Raw genomic sequence first — 15377 nt, forward strand, 5'->3', positions numbered from 1 at the left:
CATGTCGACTCCCGCCTCCTCCCTCGAAGCGCTGCGCACGCTGCCCGCGCGGCGCCCGGCCATACGCTGGGCGCTTCGCGTGCTGCGCTGGGCGCTCACGCTCGCCGTCACGTTCGCCGGGCTGCTCGCGCTGACGTTCGTGATCGGCCGCAAGGTGCCGATCGATCCCGTGCTCGCGATCCTCGGCGATCGCGCGTCAGCCGAGGCGTACGCGGCCGAACGCATCGCGCTCGGTCTCGACAAGCCGCTGGTCACGCAATTCATGATCTACGCGCGCGACGTGCTGCACGGCAATTTCGGCATGTCGCTGCTGACGTCGAACCCGGTGCTCGACGACATCAGGCGCGTGTTCCCCGCGACGCTCGAACTCGCGACGATCGCGACGCTGATCGGCATCGCGATCGGCGTGCCGCTCGGTGTCGCGGCCGCGGTGAAGCACAACCGGCCGATCGACCACATCGCGCGCTTCGTCGGCCTGGTCGGCAATTCGGTGCCGGTGTTCTGGCTCGGGCTGATGGGCCTGCTGCTGTTCTACGCGCGGCTGCACTGGGTCGCCGGCCCTGGCCGGCTCGATCCGGTGTACGACGGCATGGTCGACCCGCGCACGGGCAGCCTGCTGATCGACTCGGCGCTCGCGGGCGAGTGGGACGTGTTCCGCAACGCGGTGTCGCACATCGCGCTGCCGGCTGCGATCCTCGGCTACTACTCGGTCGCGTACCTGAGCCGGATGACGCGCTCGTTCATGCTCGACCAGCTGAGCCAGGAATACATCGTCACCGCGCGCGCGAAGGGATTGTCCGAGCGGCGCGTGATCTGGCGGCATGCGTTCGGCAACATCGCGGTGCCGCTCCTGACCGTGATCGCGCTCACGTACAGCAACCTGCTCGAGGGCTCGGTGCTGACCGAGATCGTGTTCGCGTGGCCGGGGCTCGGCTCGTACCTGACGGGCGCACTGCTGAACGCCGACATGAACGCGGTGCTCGGTGCGACGCTCGTGATCGGCGTGATGTTCATCACCGTCAACCTGCTGACCGATGCGCTGTACCGCGTGTTCGATCCGCGTGCGCGCTGAGGGCCGCTCCGACATGACCGCCTCCACCCTGCTTCTTTGTCCGTCCATGCCGAAGGTCATCCGATCATGAATGCCGAGCGTCTCACGCTGCGCGCGTGGCTGCTTTCCGATGCACCCGCGTCGCGCTCGCAGGCCGCGTTCGGCCTCGCATATCGCCGGTGGCGCCGCTTCGCCACCAATCCGCTCAACCTGTTCGGGCTCGCGATCCTGGTCGCGCTGATCGTCGTCGCCATCGTCGGCCCGCTGATCATGCCGCACGATCCGCTGCGCCAGGTGCTGTCCGACCGACTGCTGCCGCCCGGCTCGCCGTCGCACTGGCTCGGCACCGACCAGCTCGGCCGCGACATCCTCTCGCGGCTGATCGATGGCTCGCGCCTCACGCTCGGCATCGCGCTGCTCGTCGTCGTGATCGTCGTGCCGATCGGGCTGCTGATCGGCACGACGGCCGGCTATTGCGGCGGCTTCGTCGACAGCGTGCTGATGCGCATCACCGACATCGCGCTCGCGTTCCCGAAGATCGTGCTCGCGCTCGCATTCGCGGCCGCGCTCGGGCCGGGCGTGATCAACGCGGTCGTCGCGATCTCGATCACAGCGTGGCCCGCGTATGCGCGGCTTGCACGCGCGGAGACGATCCGCATCGCGCAGGCCGATTACATCCACGCGGCGCGCCTGCAAGGCGCGTCGGGCCCGCGGATCCTGCTGCGCTACATCGTGCCGCTGTGCATGTCGTCGGTGATCGTGCGCGCGACGCTCGACATGGCCGGCATCATCCTGACCGTCGCCGGCCTCGGCTTCCTCGGCCTCGGCGCGCAGCCGCCGAGCCCGGAATGGGGCTTCATGGTCGCGTCCGGCCGCAACGTGCTGCTCGACGCGTGGTGGGTCGCGACGCTGCCCGGCGCGGCGATCCTGCTCGTCAGCCTCGCGTTCAACCTGCTCGGCGACGGGCTGCGCGACGTCTTCGATCCGCGTCATGGAGCGTGACATGCCTTTGAATTCCGTCAATACGCCCGCGCCGCTCTGCGAAATCGACGGCCTGAAGATCGGGTTTCGCGGGCACGACGGCGTCGTGTCCGACGCCGTGCGCGACCTGTCGTTGACACTCGCGCCCGGCGAACGGCTCGGCATCGTCGGCGAATCCGGTTCCGGCAAATCGCTGACGGGCCGCGCGCTGCTCGGCCTGCTGCCCGAAGCGGCACGCTGCTCGGCCCGCACGATGCGCTTCGCAGGCCGCGACCTGCTCGCGATGTCCGCGAGCGAGCGCCGCCGGCTGTGCGGCAGCCAGATGGGCATGATCCTTCAGGATCCGAAATATTCGCTGAACCCGGTGATGACCGTCGCGAAGCAGATGGGCGAGGCATTCCGGCGACACGAGCCGGGCTTGCGCGGCCGCGCGTTGCGCGAGCGGATCGTCGATGCCCTCGCGGCCGTGCAGATCCGCGATCCGGCGCGCGTCGCCGATGCGTATCCGCACGAACTGTCGGGCGGCATGGGTCAGCGCGTGATGATCGCGATGATGGTGTCGACCGGCCCGCGCCTGCTGATCGCGGATGAACCGACGTCCGCGCTCGACGTCGCGGTATCGATGCAGGTGCTCGCCGTGCTCGACACGATGATCGCGAAGCACGACACGGGCCTGGTGTTCATCAGCCACGACCTGCCGCTCGTGATGTCGTTCTGCGATCGCGTCGCGGTGATGTATGCGGGGCGCGTGGTCGAAACCTGCGCCGCGCGCGACCTGCGCAACGCGACGCATCCGTACACGCGCGGGCTGCTCGCGGCGAATCCGCCGCTCGCGAACCCGCCCGACGAACTTCCCGTGCTGCGGCGCGATCCGGCGTGGCTCGACGCCGCGTCGCCCGCGCCGTCGTCGATCGCACCTCAGGAGACCGCACGATGATCGACATCGATCACGTCTCGATCCGTTTTCCGACCCGAACGGGTCATGTCGACGCCGTGCGCGATGCGAGCTTCGCGGTGCGCGACGGTGAAATCTTCGGGCTCGTCGGCGAATCGGGCTCCGGCAAGTCGACGCTGCTGCGTGCGCTGACCGGCCTCGTGCCGCTCGCGGGCGGCAGCCTGTCGATCGATGGCCGGCCCGTGGGCGACACGCACGACCGCGCATTCCGGCGCCACGTGCAGATGGTGTTCCAGGATCCGTACGCGTCGCTGCATCCGCGCTTCACGGTCGACCAGACACTGCGCGAGCCGCTGTCGATCCATCGGATCGACGACGCCGACGCGCGCATCGCCCGTGCGCTGTCCGAAGTCGGGCTCGGCCCGGCGTTCCGCTTCCGCTATCCGCACCAGTTGTCGGGCGGCCAGCGCCAGCGTGTCGCGATCGCGCGCGCGCTGATCGTCGAGCCGCGCGTGCTGCTGCTCGACGAGCCGACCTCCGCGCTCGACGTGTCGGTGCAGGCCGAGATCCTGAACCTGCTGCGTCGCCTGCATCGCGAACGCAACCTGACAATGATCCTCGTGAGCCACAACCTCGCGGTGATCGGCTTCCTGTGCCAGCGCGTCGCGGTGATGCAGCATGGCGAGATCGTCGAACAGCTGCGGATCGAGGACGTGCGTGCCGGGCAGGTTGCACGCGACTACACGCGCACGCTGCTGCGCGCGACCGAAGGTTACCGCCGCCTCGATCCGGTCGCCTGACATGTGCGCGACGCGCGGGCGTGCGATACTCGGCACCCCGTGCGTCGGTATGCCATAGCACCGGCGCGCGGTCGAACGGAACCCTCGCGCGCCGCGCGGGTCCATTTCCTTTCGTCAACAGCCAACAGCTATAGGGAGGCGTTCATGCTGCAATTCATCGAAACCCTGGTGGTCGGGCTCATCGTCGGCCTCCTCGCCCGCGCGCTCAAGCCCGGCGACGACAAGATGGGCATCCTGATGACCGTCGTGCTCGGCGTCGTCGGCTCGCTCATCGCCGGCTACGTCGGCCGTGCTGCCGGCTGGTATGCGCCGGGCCAGGGCGCCGGCTGGATCGCGTCGATCATCGGTGCGATCGTGCTGCTCGTGATCGTCGGCGCGGTACGCAAGCGCGCGAGCTGACCGCCGCATCTGCGCGTCGATACGGAACGGCCGCTCGTCACACGAGCGGCCGTTTTTCTTTCTGCGCGCCGCCATGCGCATGCCCGTCGAATCGTTGAGTCCTCAACGATTCACCTGCAAAGCCCGCGTGCATTGGCGGGATAGCCGCGAGCCTACGCCATCGGCAATACCCTGACTTGCGGGCGCACAAATTTGAGATAGATTGATTGGAGGAATACGGCGTCATTTGCTTATTGCCGTTATTTCTCGTTTTTCATTCAAGAGGTCCGATGGAATTGCCGTTTACGCATACAGCATCGCAGCGTTGACGGACTGCCATTCGAGCGGCCGCGCTGCGACGCGCTTCCTCTCTGGAGCCTGTCATGAAGCATCGCCTGTTTGCCGCCTCGTTCGCCCTGGCTGCCTCGCTTCTGGCCTCGTCCTCGTCTTTTGCCGCCGGCGTGTCCGGCGTCATCCACTTCACCGGCATGATCGTCGAGCCGCCTTGCTCGTTCGCGCTCGACACGACCGACGCCGCGCACGCGCGCGTGCGTCCCGACTGTCCGCGCCCGGCGAACGGGCAAGTTGCGTTCGTCGATGCGGCCAGCCTGCGCACGATCAAGACCACGACCTTTACGCAGGCCTCGCGCGCAATCGTTTTACCTGACCGTGCGGGCAACGCGCACGCGCCGATGATCGCCATCGTCACGTATCAGTAGCGCCCGCTGCAGCAGACGTCGCGCGTCAGTCGCGATGAGCGGCGATCCAGTCGCTGAACGCGCGGATCTTCTGCTGGCTGCCGATGCTTTCCGGATAGACGAAGAAGTAGCGAGCGCCAGTCTCCAGCACGATGTCGAACGGCCGTTCGAGCCGGCGCGCGCTGACGTCGTCGTCGACGAGCGTCACGTCGCCGATCGCGACGCCGAAGCCCTGCATTGCCGCGTTCGTCGCGAGATCCAGCGTGTCGAAGGTCGGCCCGCGCTCCGCGTCGACGGCGCGCTCGCCCGCGTGATCGAGCCACGCGCGCCAGTCGCGATGGTCGCGCGTCGGATGCAGCAGCGTGTGGCGCGCGAGATCGCCGACCGCATCGAGCGGCGCGGCCTGCCGCAGCTCGGGCGCGCACACGGGCGTCAACCGCTCGTCGAACAGCGGCAGCGCGAACACGCCGGCGCCGGGCGACGTCCCGTAGACGATCGCCGCGTCGAACGGCTCGGTCGAGAAATCGACGACGTGCTGCCACGCCGTCGTGATCTGCACGTGGAGATCGGGATGCTCGCCCTGGAAGCGCATGATGCGCGGCAGCATCCAGCGCATCACGCAAGTCGGCACCTTCAGCGCGAGATCGGTGCGCTGCCGCGTGAGCTTCATCGAGATGTCCTCGATCCGTGCGAAGCTCTCGTTGACCACCGGCAGCAATTGCTCGCCCTCCGCCGTCAGCGTGAGGCCCTTCGCGTGCCGCTTGAACAATGGAAAACCGTAATGCGCCTCGAGCGTCTGGATCTGCCGGCTGATCGCGCCCTGCGTAAGGCACAGCTGCTCGGCCGCGCGCGTGAAGCTGCGGTGGCGGGCCACCGTCGAGAAGATCTGCAGCGCGTGCAGGGGCGGAAGTCGGCGCATGACGAACGGGTAGACGAATCGACCGCGCCGGTCGCCGGCGCGGCAAGGCCGCGCGCCGACACCGGCGCGCGCTGATCGACACGATAAGCCAAACGCCGGCTTTACGCGAGGTACGTCGAGCAATCAGGCCGTGGCGGCGAACGCGCCCGTCGCGATGCGCGCCGCCGATGCGACGACGTCCGCGCGTGCCGCCGCGTCGGCACGCGGCTGCGTGAACGACACGGCCAGCACGATCGGCGCGCGCGACGGCGGCCACAGCACCGCGACGTCGGTCGTCGTGCCGTAACCGCCGGTGCCGGTCTTGTCGGCGATGCGCCAGCCGGGCGGCACGCCGGCCGCGATCCCGCTCGCATTCCGCGCGCCGCCGGTCATCCATTCCGTGAGCTGCGCACGCTGCGGCTCGCGCAGCGTATCGCCGAGCAGCAACCGCTGCAGCATGTCGGCCATCGCGACCGGCGTGGACGTATCGCGCTCGTCGCGGGGCGCTGCCTCGTTCAGCTCGGGTTCCCAGCGGTCGAGCCGGAACACGGTGTCGCCGCTTTCGTGCGCGAACGCCGTGACGGCCTGCGGGCCGCCGAGAACGCCCATCAGCAGGTTACCGGCGCCCTTGTCGCCCGACTGCAGCATCGCCGTGCAGAGCTGTGCGATCGTCATCCCCGTGTCGACGTGGCTTTCCGTCACCGGCGAGCCGGCCACGACTTCATAGCGTCGATACAGGATGCGGCGCGGCAGCAGCGACGCGTCGAGCGAGCCGCGCGCAAGTATCGCGGCGGCGGCGACGACCGCATACGTGCCGCACAGCGGGAAGCGCTCGCGCGCGTGATGCGCGACGCGCGTGCCGTTCGACGTATCGAGTGCGGCGACACCGAGCCGGCCGCTCGACGCTTTTTCGAGCGCGGCGAGTTCGGCCTGGGCGGCATGGGCGCGCCCCTGGTCGGCGACGGGTGCCGACGAGCACGCGGCGACGAACGGCGCGGCGACGGCGGCGAGCAACAGCGAGCGGCGGGCGGGAGAGTGTTCCATGGATGAAGGTTATTCGATCGGAAACGGTGGCACGGAGCAACGCGCGTGCGCATCGGCGATGCACGCGCACTCATGCCGACGGCCGGCTCGCGACGGCTTGCGCCGCGCATCCCCGAAGACGTCCGTCGGCCCCGCATGCGGCGGGACGCAGTGACCTAGCGTAGCAGCGAGCGCGGCCGGCGTCAGCCTTGCGACGAAGGCAGATAGGGCATCGGATTGACGGGCTTGCCGTCGCGCCGCACTTCGAACAGCAGCGCGACGCGCGAGTTGTCGAGGTCGCCCATCTCGGCGATCTCGTCGCCGCGGCGCACGATGTCGCCGGTCTTCACGAGCACCTTGCGATTGTGCGCGTAGGCCGTGAGGAAATCCGCGTTGTGCTGGACGATGATCAGCGTGCCGTAATCGTTCAGGCCGCTACCCGCGTACATCACACGGCCGTCGGCCGCCGCCCGCACCGGGTCGCCCGGCCGGCCGGCGATCTGGATGCCGCGGTTCTGCCCGGGCCGGAACGTGTCGACGATCTTGCCGCGCGCCGGCCACGTGAGCGCCACCGCGCCCGCATGCCGCCTGATTTCCTTCACGACCTGCCGGTCGCTCGCCGTCGACACGCTCGCCTGCGCGGCGTCCGCCGCATTGCTCGCGGCGGCCGGCGCCGCGGCCGGTGCGCTGCCGTTCGCGCCGGATGCCTGCAACGGCTGCGGACGGACGATGCGCAGCACCTGCCCCATGCGCAGCCTGCCGCGCCCGTCGAGTTTGTTCCAGGTGCGCAGGTCGGCGACGCTGCAGTCGTTCGCGGACGCAATGCCTGACAACGTGTCGCCGCGCTTCACCACGTACTTCTGCGCGACGAGAATGGGCGCGGGCGGCGGCGCCGGCGTGGCCGGCTGGGCGGCGGCGGGCTGGCCCGACGGCGAACCCGCGAGCGTGTCGCTCGGCGGGACGGACTGCGTGCTGGCACAACCGGCCATGACGAGCACCGCGGTCAGGCTGGACAACCACGCCGAGTTGCGGCAAATCTCGCGCTGTTTCATGGACGATCGACTCCGGTTTGACAATCTTTCAAGCATCTCAAAAACGGAACGGCCGACGTGTAACCGGATGCAAACAATGATGACAAACGATCACGAGCCGTCCGCCGGCGGACATGCGTTACCGGTAGTACGGTCGATTTCGGAAAAACTTGACGGTTTTCGGCGTGCGATGCGGAAGAAATTTCGCGATACGACGATATTTCGAATGGCTTTCAATGGCACCTGGCCGCGTCGGATCGTCGATCCGGCCTGCGACGGCCGCCCGCTCAACGCAGCCAGTCGACCAGCTCCGCGCAGGCCCACGCGATGCCAATGCACAGGAACAGCACGTGCAATGCAATCTTGAACGACACGCCCCACGACGAATCCATCCGCATGACAGTCTCCCCCGGTTGATATGCGGCCATGATCCGGCATCGATCCCGCCCCGAAAATGCGGAACCGGCGAACGGCGTCTCAGGCGCAGCCTGAGACCGACGCGGCGGTTCCTGCTAACTTAACGGCCATCCCAATCCTCACGCGTCCACCCCGCCATGCGCTTCGACCTGACCGACCTGCGGCTCTTCCTGAACATCTGCGAGGCCGGCACGATCACGGGCGGCGCCGAACGCACGCACATCACGCTGCAGGCCGCAAGCGAGCGCATTCGCGGGATGGAGGACGAGCTCGGCGTGCCGCTGCTGCACCGGACCAAGTCGGGCGCGCAGGTGACCGACGCCGGCCGCGCGCTCGAACACCACGCGCGCACGGTGCTGCAGCAGATCGACCAGATGCGCGGAGAGCTGCAGCAATACGGCCAGGGATTGCGCGGGCATATCCGGCTGCTGTGCAATACGGCGTCGCTAAGCGAATACCTGCCCGACGCACTGGCCGCGTATTTGCCGCATCATCCGAAACTGTCGATCAGCGTCGAGGAGCGTTCGAGCCAGGAAATCGTGCACGCGATCCGCAACAAGACCGCCGAGGTCGGCATCGTCGCCGATTCGGTCGGGCTCGCCGGGCTCGAACAGAAGCCGTTCCGCGAGGACTGGCTGATCGCGGTCGTGCCGGCCGGGCATCCGCTCGCCGCGCGCGGCAAGGTCGCGTTCGACGAGATCGCCGACGCCGACTTCATCGGGCTGACCGACGGCAGCGCACTCCAGGTCCATCTCGGCGACCAGGCGCGTGCGCTCGGCAAGCGGATCCGCTACCGTGTGCAGCTGAAGAGTTTCGATGCGATCTGCCGCGTGATCGAAAGCGGCGTGGGGATCGGCATCGTGTCGCGCCATGCAGCCGAGCGCGCGATGCAGACGATGGACGTGCGGCTCGTCGAGCTGTCCGACGCATGGAGCCACCGCAAGCTGACGCTCTGCGCGCGATCGTTCGATGCGCTACCCAAATATACGCAGGCGTTCGTGTCGTATCTGTCGGGCGACACGCGAGCGCGCTGAACGCCGCGCGTCATCCGCCCCAGCCGGCGACATACGAGGAGGCACCGCCGCCATGACGAAACCCGATCTCGCCATGCACTACCGCGCCTACATCGACTGCCTGAACCGCCAGGACTGGCCGGCACTCGGCCAATACGTCGCCGACAACGTGATCCACAACGACCGGCCGCTCGGGCTGGCCGGCTACCGCGCGATGCTGGAGCAGGATTTCCGCGACCTTCCGGATCTCCATTTCGAGATCCGGCTGCTGGTGTGCGAACCGCCGCGCATTGCGTGCCGGCTTCGCTTCGCGTGTGCGCCGCGCGGAAGATTCTTGGGGCTCGCCGTCGACGGCAAGCGCATCACGTTCGCCGAAAACGTGTTCTACGAATTTCACGACGGCAAGATCCGGCAGGTCTGGTCGGTGATCGACAAGGCCGCGATCGAGGCGCAGCTTTAGCATCGCGGCGGGACGGCATCAAGATGCCGATATGCGCTGCGCGTGAATTCACTCCTTAAGTGTAACGTTTTCTTGCTAAACCCATCGGTCAGCCGCGGCATGATCGCCTTTCACTCGGCGTAGCCGTCGCCGATTCGGCATCGCTGCATCGCAACGAAAACAGCAATAAATTCCGGGATTTTCCGCGTCATCGTTCTATCTCCCTCTCCTCCATCGCTTCGAACATCCGGGTTTTCACCGGCCCATCCGGCGTGAAAGCACATTGACACCGAAGCAATCGATGCTTAAATTTGGAAAACGTTTTCCTTCACATCGACGCAACGACCACCATCGGCTGCGCCAAGGAGAACGTGTGCCTGCTCGAGATGTGACTCAAGCCGTCCGCCCACAGGGATCAGGGTTCGACGCGGAGGCCCGAGTCGAGCGCACCGACGGTTGCACCCGCCCGTCCTTCATCACTATTCGAAACTGGAGACACAATGCATACGCGCAGCAGATTCGCGCTCGGCGCCGCGCTCAGCGCCCTTTCCGTGCTGTTCGTCAGCGCATGCGGCGGCAACGACGTGACCGCCCCGCCGCCCTCGTCGCCGCCGCCGTCGACTCCGGCGCTCGCGCCGAATTCGCTGCAGGCACTCGTCTACGGCGCACCCGACACCAGCGTGCCGGCGGGCGCGAACATTCCGGTCACGATGATGGGCCAGATGCGTGCATTGTTCGACCTGATCCGGAAGTCGCCCGACTTCACGCAGGTCGTCATGGATCTCGGCGACGGTTCGCCGGTTCACGTGCTCGACACGAACACCGGCGACAAATTCCTGCCCGGCAAGCTCGCGCTCGGCCTGTCGTACATCCTGATCGACATGAAGTCGAAGGGCGACCCGCAATACGCGAGCTACCTCGCGACGTATCAGACGATCACGACCGCGATGATGGCGCAGTCGGGCAGCAACTATGCGTATGCAAACACGTCCTGGGGCGAGTACTACTATCTCGTCGCGCTGAACAACCTGAAGGCGCACGGCATGCTCAACGAGGTCTTCAGCGACGCGATGCTCGCGACGCTGCAGCAACGGCTCACCTTCTGCGACATGTTCGGCCCCGATGCAAGCGGCAAGACCAGCACCTGCCCGGCCGCCGGCACGCCGATCGACATTGCGTCGCTCAACACCGCGCAGAATTATTATGCGGTGTCCTATGGAATCGCCGGCCTGCGGCAGAAACTCGGCTGGAGCAATCCATCGTTCTCGTCGGCGACCGATCCGGCCGTCGCGACGATGGGCGCGCGCGATGCGCTGCTCTATACGTTGACTAACCACATCCGCAAGGATTCGTCGGGCGGGTTCTCCGACGAAGCGTCGAACACGCACACGACCTATTACGACCAGGCGCGCTACGACCGCTACAGCACGCTGCTGATCGGCGAAGTGATCGAGCGCACGTTCGAGATGGGCAACGAGGCCAACCTCACGCCCGAACTGAAGGGTTATCTGCGCAAGTCGGTCGATCTGATCCTGCCGCAGCTGAACGCCGACGGCCAGGGCTTCAACTACGGCCGCTCGATCGGCCCGTACGGCGATTCCGCATTCATGGAAATCCTGACGGCGGCGGCCAATGCGGGCGTGCTGACCGATCAGGAAAAGCAGGTCGCGTACGCGTTCATCTACCGGGCCGCGCGTCGCTTCGACACGTACTGGTACGATCCGTCGCTGCCGACGCCGTCGGTGAACATGTGGGTCAAGGGTCGCGGCACGGATGCGTATCGCGGCAAGCCGCGCGTGATGGGCGAGAACTTCAGCCTGCTGCACCAGTATCTGTACGTGAACGCATGGTGGAACAAGCTCGGCTTCGGCGGCAAGGCGCCGATGGACGACGCGAGCTACAACCAGTGGCTCGACGCGTTGCCGCGCTACACGCTCACCTGGTACAACCAGCCCGGCGATACCGCGCATCCGTACAACGCGGCGCTGCTCACCGTGCGCGACGGCCGCCGCGTGATCAACCTGAATCTCAGCCAGGCGCCCGACTACAACTCGTTCACGCCGTACTACCCGGTGCCGTTCTCCGACAAGCTGATCTACGGCACGACCGATCTGGGCTATGCACTGCTGGTGCCGCAGGTGTCGTACAACGGGAAAACCTACGTCCCGGTCACGTACTACAAGAACCTCGACGTGCAGCAGGCCAACGGGCAGGTGGTCGTGTCGTTCGACACGACGAAGTTCCGTCTCGCGTCGAAGAACGCGGCGTACACGACGGATCTCGACCTGCAGGTGCATACCGTGCTGACGTTCGCGCACGGCACGATCTCGCGCAGCGACACGATTGCCTCGGGTACGCTCGCCGGCAACCTGGCGGTCGAGACCGACTTCGCGTCGTTCGCGGACCTCGCATCCACGCAGGCAAACGGCGACGGCACGTCGGTGACCTACGCGAACAGCACCGCGACCGGCTATGCGACGACCGGGTTCGACACCTGCGCGCTGTCCGCCTTCGACACGGTCAGCGGCGCGACGAACCCGTTGTCGACGACGCCGATCGGCCAGTTGCATTCGAACTTCGTGTGCAAGACCGGTCCGTTCGCACTCGGTGCGGGCGCGACCCGCACGTTCGGATGGACGTTGAAGTACGCCGACCCGGCCTGAGCGGCGTGATCGCCGCTCCGTGAGCGTTCCCGAAGCCGGCCGTCGAAGCCGGCTTCGGCGCATGCACGCCGGGCGCGCGGCGCGCGTGTCGGCGACGCGCGCTCACAGCCGCGCCGATGCCGCCATGTAGGCGCCCAGCGCGATCATCCCGACGAAGAAGCAGCGCTTGAACGCGTTCTCGCTCATCACGCGTCGTGCATATTGCCCGCCCATCATCCCCGCGAGTGCCGGCACGAGCGCCAGCACCGATACGCCGAGATCGACCGTCTGCAGCGCACCCGTCACGCGCAGCTGCAGCGCGAGCGCGACCGTCGACGCGGTAAACGACAACCCGAGCGCCTGGATCAGGTCGTCCTTCGGCAGACGCAACGCTTGCAGGTACGGCACCGCGGGCACGACGAACACGCCGGTCGCCGCCGTCACGACGCCCGTCAGATAGCCGGCCACGGCCGACAGCCACTTTTCGTGTCGGCCCGGCGCGGGCAGTCGCGCGGCGGCGAGCCCCCAGCAGCCATATGCGACCAGCACGACGCCGAGCGCCGCGTGGGTCCACGCGCTGCCGGCCGCGAGCGCGGGCAGCCCGCCCGTCAGCGTGCCCGTCAACGTGCCGATCGTCAGCCCGGCGAGCAGCGGCCACAGCCGCCGCAGCAACGAACCGAACGACGGGCCGAGCCACAGCTGCCACACATTGGTGATGAACGACGGCACGAGCAGCAGGCTCGCGGCGGCCGACGGCGGCATCGCGAGCGTCAACAGGCCCATCGCGATCGTCGGCAGCCCGAGGCCGATCATGCCCTTGACCGCGCCGGCCAGCAGAAAGACCAGCACGACGATCGTCAGCGTATGGATTTGCATCGAGGCATTCCGTCCGGTCGAACACGGCGCCGATGATGAACCACCGTCACACCGCCGGCCATCTGGCTTTGCCTGACGCTGGCTCGGGCCCGCCCGGCGGGCCTCGTCGCCTCGTCAATCCGCGATGCCCGCCGTTCAGGCTTCGTGCGCCGCCCCCCGGCCCTGCTCGCTGTCGAGGTGCGCCATCTGGGACGCCGGATAACGCTCGCCGGCAGCCGCCCCGGCGGGAATCGCCGCTTCGATGCGAGCGAGATCATCGACCGTTAGTTGCAACTTGATCGCCTGCAACGCGTCCTGGAGTTGCGTGCGCTTGCGCGCGCCGATCAGCGGCACGATGTCGGCGCCGCGTGACAGCGCCCATGCGATCGCGATCTGCGCCGGGTTGCTGCCCTTCTCGTCGGCAATCGCGCGCAGCGCGTCGACGAGCGCGAGATTGTGCGCGAGGTTCTCGCCCTGGAAGCGCGGGCTGGCCGCCCGGAAATCGCGCTCGCCCTGTCGCGCCGCGCTCCAGCCGCCGCTAAGAAGCCCGCGCGACAGCACGCCGTAGGCCGTCACGCCGATCCCGAGTTCGCGGCACGCGGGCAGGATGTCGGCCTCGATCCCGCGCGACAGCAGCGAGTATTCGATCTGCAGGTCGGCGATCGGCGCAACTGCCGCCGCGCGGCGGATCGTGTCGGCACCCACCTCCGACAGGCCGATATGGCGCACATGGCCGGCCTTCACGAGATCGGCGATCGCGCCGACCGTCTCCTCGATCGGCACCGCCGGATCGACGCGCGCCGGCCGGTAGATGTCGATGTGGTCGGTGCCGAGCCGCTTCAGCGAATACGCGACGAAATTGCGGATCGCCTGCGGCCGCGCGTCGTAGCCGACGAATGCGCCGGCCGGATCGCGCAGCGCGCCGAATTTCACGCTGATCAGCACCTGGTCGCGCGTGCGGCCGCGCAGTGCGTCGCGGATCAGCATCTCGTTGTCGCCCATCCCGTAGAAGTCGCCCGTGTCGAGCAGCGTGATCCCGCTGTCGAGCGCCGCGTGCAGCGTGGCGATGCTTTCGTCGCGATCGGCGGGCCCGTAGAGATCCGACATCCCCATGCAGCCGAGCCCGATCGCCGATACCTGCGGGCCCGTGCGGCCCAGTTGACGCTTGTCCATGTCCGTTTCCTCGCGGTTGGTGAGTGAATGCAACGGATTCTGGACGCATTGCGGCGCGCGATAAACGCGAAACGCCCAACCAAATCATTCGACGCTGATTAACAATGGAGCCTGTCCCAACCCGCCACGCTTTCGCTCCGCATGGACCATCTGCATGCAATGCGCATCTTTGTGCGCGTCGCTCACCTCGGCAGCTTCACGAAAGCGGCCGAGCAGTTGCAATTGCCGCGCCCGACGGTCAGCAACGCCGTCCAGTATCTGGAAAAACACCTGAGGGTGCGCCTGTTGCAGCGAACCACCCGGCGTGTCGCGCTCACCGCCGAGGGCGCCACCTACTACGAGCGCTGCACGCGGCTGCTGGCCGACCTGGACGACGCCGAGACACTGTTCGACGACGCCGGCGCCGCGCCGCGCGGCGTGATCCGCGTCGACCTGCCCGAGCGCTTCGCGTTGAACAGGGTGATTCCGGCGCTGCCGGATTTCCACGCGCGCTATCCCGACCTGCGCGTCGTACTCAGCACGACGGACCGCTTCGTCGACCTCGTCGCCGACGGCATCGACTGCGCGGTGCGGGTCGGCGCGCTGTCCGACACGTCGCTGGTCGCGCGCCGCGTCGGCGAGCTGGCGCAGATCAACTGCGCGTCGCCCGCGTATCTCGCGCGATACGGCATGCCGCGCTCGCCGGACGATCTGCCCGACCACGTCGCGGTCGGCTATTTCTCGAGCCGCACGGGGCGCGAGCTGGACTGGGAATATGCGGACATGGATTCGGGCGCGCTGCAGACCGTGAAGATGCGTAGCGTGGTCGCGGTAAACAGCTCGCAGGCGTATCTCGCGTGCTGCATCGCGGGCCTCGGGCTGATCCAGGCGCCGCGCGACGGGCTCGCGCCGCTGCTCGAGGACGGCTCGCTCGTCGAGGTGCTGCCGGAGTGGCATGCGGCGCCGCTGCCGGTGTCGGTCGTGTTTCCGAGTGGCCGGCATCTGGCGCCGCGCGTGCGGATCTTCGTCGACTGGCTCGCGCAAACGCTCGACGACGCGCATCGCGCAGCATGACGAAAGCCGGCGCCGGGGCAACCCGCCCCG

General features: G+C 67.6%; 15 protein-coding genes. 10 read left to right on the top strand and 5 right to left on the bottom strand.

Annotation, left to right across the window (positions count from 1 at the left end; genetic code table 11):
* Position 1: 1 nt before the first annotated feature.
* From WS51_RS06415 to WS51_RS06440, 6 genes are all read left to right on the top strand, one after another.
* Positions 2-1072: an ABC transporter permease gene (locus tag WS51_RS06415; protein ID WP_069228814.1), complete on the top strand. Its 1071-nt coding sequence runs from the start codon at positions 2-4 to the stop codon at positions 1070-1072.
* Positions 1073-1138: 66 nt separating this feature from the next.
* Complete coding sequence (nikC, locus tag WS51_RS06420) at positions 1139-2053, top strand: nickel transporter permease (RefSeq protein WP_059464663.1); 915 nt, start codon at positions 1139-1141, stop codon at positions 2051-2053.
* Between the two features lies 1 nt (position 2054).
* Positions 2055-2969, top strand: a complete 915-nt coding sequence (locus tag WS51_RS06425; protein ID WP_069228815.1) for an ABC transporter ATP-binding protein — start codon at positions 2055-2057, stop codon at positions 2967-2969.
* Complete coding sequence (locus WS51_RS06430; RefSeq protein WP_059774125.1) at positions 2966-3727, top strand: ABC transporter ATP-binding protein; 762 nt, start codon at positions 2966-2968, stop codon at positions 3725-3727. Before WS51_RS06425 ends, WS51_RS06430 begins: the two co-directional genes overlap by 4 nt.
* Positions 3728-3871: 144 nt before the next feature.
* Positions 3872-4126, top strand: a complete 255-nt coding sequence (locus WS51_RS06435; RefSeq protein WP_059507603.1) for a GlsB/YeaQ/YmgE family stress response membrane protein — start codon at positions 3872-3874, stop codon at positions 4124-4126.
* Between the two features lie 362 nt (positions 4127-4488).
* Positions 4489-4824 (top strand): hypothetical protein, encoded by a 336-nt coding sequence (locus tag WS51_RS06440; RefSeq protein WP_059507604.1) that lies wholly within the window; start codon positions 4489-4491, stop codon positions 4822-4824.
* Positions 4825-4849: 25 nt separating this feature from the next.
* Here the strand turns inward: WS51_RS06440 and WS51_RS06445 are convergent, their stop codons facing one another.
* The 3 genes from WS51_RS06445 to WS51_RS06455 all read right to left on the bottom strand — a co-directional run bounded on the left by WS51_RS06445 (position 4850) and on the right by WS51_RS06455 (position 7776).
* Positions 4850-5722 (bottom strand): LysR substrate-binding domain-containing protein, encoded by an 873-nt coding sequence (locus WS51_RS06445; protein ID WP_069228816.1) that lies wholly within the window; start codon positions 5720-5722, stop codon positions 4850-4852.
* Between the two features lie 123 nt (positions 5723-5845).
* Entirely contained in the window at positions 5846-6745 is a 900-nt protein-coding gene (bla, locus tag WS51_RS06450) for a class A beta-lactamase (RefSeq protein ID WP_069228817.1), read from the bottom strand.
* Between the two features lie 182 nt (positions 6746-6927).
* A complete protein-coding gene (locus WS51_RS06455; RefSeq protein WP_059805830.1) occupies positions 6928-7776 on the bottom strand; it encodes a peptidoglycan DD-metalloendopeptidase family protein in 849 nt (282 codons plus the stop codon).
* Positions 7777-8309: 533 nt separating this feature from the next.
* Here WS51_RS06455 and WS51_RS06460 point away from each other — a divergent pair.
* From WS51_RS06460 to WS51_RS06470, 3 genes are all read left to right on the top strand, one after another.
* Entirely contained in the window at positions 8310-9206 is an 897-nt protein-coding gene (locus WS51_RS06460; RefSeq protein ID WP_059774137.1) for a LysR substrate-binding domain-containing protein, read from the top strand.
* Positions 9207-9258: 52 nt separating this feature from the next.
* A complete protein-coding gene (locus WS51_RS06465; RefSeq protein WP_069228818.1) occupies positions 9259-9645 on the top strand; it encodes an ester cyclase in 387 nt (128 codons plus the stop codon).
* Positions 9646-10124: 479 nt separating this feature from the next.
* A complete protein-coding gene (locus WS51_RS06470) occupies positions 10125-12287 on the top strand; it encodes a hypothetical protein (RefSeq protein ID WP_069228819.1) in 2163 nt (720 codons plus the stop codon).
* Between the two features lie 102 nt (positions 12288-12389).
* On the opposite strand, the gene WS51_RS06475 is transcribed toward WS51_RS06470, so the two are convergent.
* Together WS51_RS06475 and WS51_RS06480 are read right to left on the bottom strand one after the other, a co-directional pair.
* Positions 12390-13142, bottom strand: a complete 753-nt coding sequence (locus WS51_RS06475; protein WP_069228820.1) for a sulfite exporter TauE/SafE family protein — start codon at positions 13140-13142, stop codon at positions 12390-12392.
* Positions 13143-13277: 135 nt separating this feature from the next.
* Complete coding sequence (locus WS51_RS06480) at positions 13278-14294, bottom strand: aldo/keto reductase (protein WP_069228821.1); 1017 nt, start codon at positions 14292-14294, stop codon at positions 13278-13280.
* A gap of 141 nt (positions 14295-14435) precedes the next feature.
* Between WS51_RS06480 and WS51_RS06485 the strand changes: the two genes are divergently transcribed.
* The gene (locus tag WS51_RS06485; protein ID WP_059798599.1) at positions 14436-15347 is read left to right on the top strand and encodes a LysR family transcriptional regulator; all 912 of its coding nucleotides are present in this window, start codon (positions 14436-14438) and stop codon (positions 15345-15347) included.
* Positions 15348-15377: the final 30 nt, after the last annotated feature.

The sequence above is a fragment of the Burkholderia territorii genome, from assembly GCF_001718335.1.
GTDB classification, from domain to species: Bacteria; Pseudomonadota; Gammaproteobacteria; order Burkholderiales; family Burkholderiaceae; genus Burkholderia; species Burkholderia territorii.

Excerpts from the sequence above, each read along its gene's own strand:
- WS51_RS06425 (WP_069228815.1), top strand. The coding sequence starts at position 2,055 with ATGCCTTTGAATTCCGTCAATACGCCCGCGCCGCTCTGCGAAATCGAC.
- bla (WP_069228817.1), bottom strand. The coding sequence starts at position 6,745 with ATGGAACACTCTCCCGCCCGCCGCTCGCTGTTGCTCGCCGCCGTCGCC.
- WS51_RS06445 (WP_069228816.1), bottom strand. The coding sequence starts at position 5,722 with ATGCGCCGACTTCCGCCCCTGCACGCGCTGCAGATCTTCTCGACGGTG.
- WS51_RS06485 (WP_059798599.1), top strand. The coding sequence starts at position 14,436 with ATGGACCATCTGCATGCAATGCGCATCTTTGTGCGCGTCGCTCACCTC.
- WS51_RS06470 (WP_069228819.1), top strand. The coding sequence starts at position 10,125 with ATGCATACGCGCAGCAGATTCGCGCTCGGCGCCGCGCTCAGCGCCCTT.
- nikC (WP_059464663.1), top strand. The coding sequence starts at position 1,139 with ATGAATGCCGAGCGTCTCACGCTGCGCGCGTGGCTGCTTTCCGATGCA.
- WS51_RS06435 (WP_059507603.1), top strand. The coding sequence starts at position 3,872 with ATGCTGCAATTCATCGAAACCCTGGTGGTCGGGCTCATCGTCGGCCTC.
- WS51_RS06455 (WP_059805830.1), bottom strand. The coding sequence starts at position 7,776 with ATGAAACAGCGCGAGATTTGCCGCAACTCGGCGTGGTTGTCCAGCCTG.
- WS51_RS06440 (WP_059507604.1), top strand. The coding sequence starts at position 4,489 with ATGAAGCATCGCCTGTTTGCCGCCTCGTTCGCCCTGGCTGCCTCGCTT.
- WS51_RS06480 (WP_069228821.1), bottom strand. The coding sequence starts at position 14,294 with ATGGACAAGCGTCAACTGGGCCGCACGGGCCCGCAGGTATCGGCGATC.
- WS51_RS06475 (WP_069228820.1), bottom strand. The coding sequence starts at position 13,142 with ATGCAAATCCATACGCTGACGATCGTCGTGCTGGTCTTTCTGCTGGCC.
- WS51_RS06460 (WP_059774137.1), top strand. The coding sequence starts at position 8,310 with ATGCGCTTCGACCTGACCGACCTGCGGCTCTTCCTGAACATCTGCGAG.
- WS51_RS06415 (WP_069228814.1), top strand. The coding sequence starts at position 2 with ATGTCGACTCCCGCCTCCTCCCTCGAAGCGCTGCGCACGCTGCCCGCG.
- WS51_RS06465 (WP_069228818.1), top strand. The coding sequence starts at position 9,259 with ATGACGAAACCCGATCTCGCCATGCACTACCGCGCCTACATCGACTGC.
- WS51_RS06430 (WP_059774125.1), top strand. The coding sequence starts at position 2,966 with ATGATCGACATCGATCACGTCTCGATCCGTTTTCCGACCCGAACGGGT.